This window comes from Desulfomicrobium macestii, assembly GCF_014873765.1.
Taxonomy (GTDB): Bacteria; Desulfobacterota; Desulfovibrionia; order Desulfovibrionales; family Desulfomicrobiaceae; genus Desulfomicrobium; species Desulfomicrobium macestii.
In genome coordinates this window covers 1-1976 of sequence record NZ_JADBGG010000084.1, presented here as the reverse complement: position 1 = coordinate 1976, position 1976 = coordinate 1, and the positions used below count along the sequence as shown (strand labels likewise).

The following is a 1976-nucleotide window of genomic DNA, read 5'->3' as shown; positions in this document are numbered from 1 at the left end:
ACGATAGGGGTAGGGAAGGGTTTCCCCTCCCCTCCCTCCGAACCGTGCGTGCGGTTCTCCCGCACACGGCTCTCCAGTTGGCCATTTCCTCATCGGGATTGGCAAGCCAAAACATGGGCTTCTTTCATGGTGAAAAGCCCAAATTTAGCGAAGAAAGAATTGGGCCAGCGCTTATGATCATCCAGACATCTTCCCGTTCCCCGGCTCTGTCCTCTTTGTTTGCGAAGGATTGAGCGCAGTCGTCTTCTGATAAAACCGTCGACGATGGAAAACGTTGGCCTATCAGCATGCTTGAAGTATCCAAACCAGCCACGCAGCATGGGATTAAGGCTTTCGACAATCATTTCAATAGATCGTCCACACGTTCGCTTGGTTTTCTCCCGGACTTTGTCACGCAGCTTCTTCATGCTTTTCTTGCGGACATGTATATTCCCGGCTTCAAAACGATAACCAAGAAACTCAAAGCCTTCGCCAGGCACACGAGCATTACCCGTATGTGTCTTTACCGGATGCAGAGCAAGACCGTTCGCTTCAACCCATTTCTTCACCAAAGCGAGGGCATCTTGTGCCGCTTGAGCATCCCGACATAGGATGACAAAGTCATCGGCGTATCGGATCATAGCGTAACCAGCTCCATTCACTAGCATATCCAAATCATGAAGATAGATATTGGCTAACAGAGGGCTGATCACCGCTCCCTGCGGTGTTCCAGCCTCTGGCTTCCATTCCTTCATGTCTTCCATAATGCCTTGGGAAAGGAAGCCTTGAACCAGCTCAAGCACCCTGCCATCACTCACTTTCTCCCGCACTCGACGCATAAGCAGATCGTGCGGAATGGTGTCGAAGTAGCTACTCAAGTCGGCGTCCACTACATAGGTATGTCCCACCTTGAGCAATCGGACCACTTCCCGCAACGCGTCTTTACAGCCGCGACCGGGCCGAAATCCAAAGCTGTTGGGATGAAACTCGCGCTCGAAGATTGGTTCCAGAACCATCTTCAACGCACCCTGTACCACTCGATCTTTCACCGTGGGAATGCCCAGAGGCCGCATCTTGCCGTCGCCTTTTGGAATATAAGTCCGGCGAACCGCATGAGGCTTGTATGTCCCCTCGCGCAACGCAGGGGAAAGTTCTTCAAGATATTTCGAGGATTGTTCCCCGAAGCGATCAATGCTGACTCTGTCTATTCCGGCTGCGCCCCTGTTGGCCTCAACCCGTTGCCAGGCTGCCTTCAAGGTAGACGTCGCGCAGACCTTATCGATCAAGCTGAACCATTTACCTCCCTTGACCCCGTTGCCCAGGGCCGCCAACATGCGATCCGTCCAGACGGACTTTTCAACCCAGGTCCAGCCTTGCGGCGAACCAGTCTCTACCCCTTGTTTAGCTGTACGCACTGGCGGGGTTGTCCTCGACATAGCCCATCTCTCCTTTTCGCATTGACCTTCCTGCCTCCCTTCCCTCGACGCGGTTTTGCTTTCCGCGCTTTTCCTCAAACATGGAGAAACGCCTTGCGATCGCTTGTTTGTTTCGCTCCCGTCCCCGGTCAAGCATCCCACCGGAGCGGACCTGGAGGAGGTCGTGTCGTTCCCCCGGCCGGCATTTCCAAGGTGTCCTGTCATGTCGATTACGGTACTGTGAAGGCTCTGACTCCTGTACATGTCACCTCATGCACAGGTCTCCCCGCTTATCTCGCTTCGCCTTCCTGACGTTCCGCCCCCAACCATCCTGCAGGCCCGTTCATCGCTTTCACACGCCACCAACAGCGTGAGCGGCGCTTTTCGGACTTCGTCATGAATGAGAAGACTCGCCGCACTGCAGAACCGAATCGGGTTCGTTATCCTACGGACCGCCATTTCGTCTCCGGTTGCTCCCCACCCCACCTCGCAGTGACGCAGTTACCTTCGACTTCAGGGGTGTGGCTTACCCCGAGGTGGACTTACACCACCCTGACAAAGCGCCTTCGCGGGCGCACTCAT

At 54.8% G+C, this 1976-nt stretch carries 1 protein-coding gene; it reads right to left on the bottom strand.

What is annotated here, in order from left to right; translation table 11 throughout:
- Positions 1 to 89: 89 nt before the first annotated feature.
- The gene (ltrA, locus tag H4684_RS20405; protein WP_318779670.1) at positions 90 to 1394 is read right to left on the bottom strand and encodes a group II intron reverse transcriptase/maturase; all 1305 of its coding nucleotides are present in this window, start codon (positions 1392 to 1394) and stop codon (positions 90 to 92) included.
- Between the last annotated feature and the right edge of the window lie 582 nt (positions 1395 to 1976).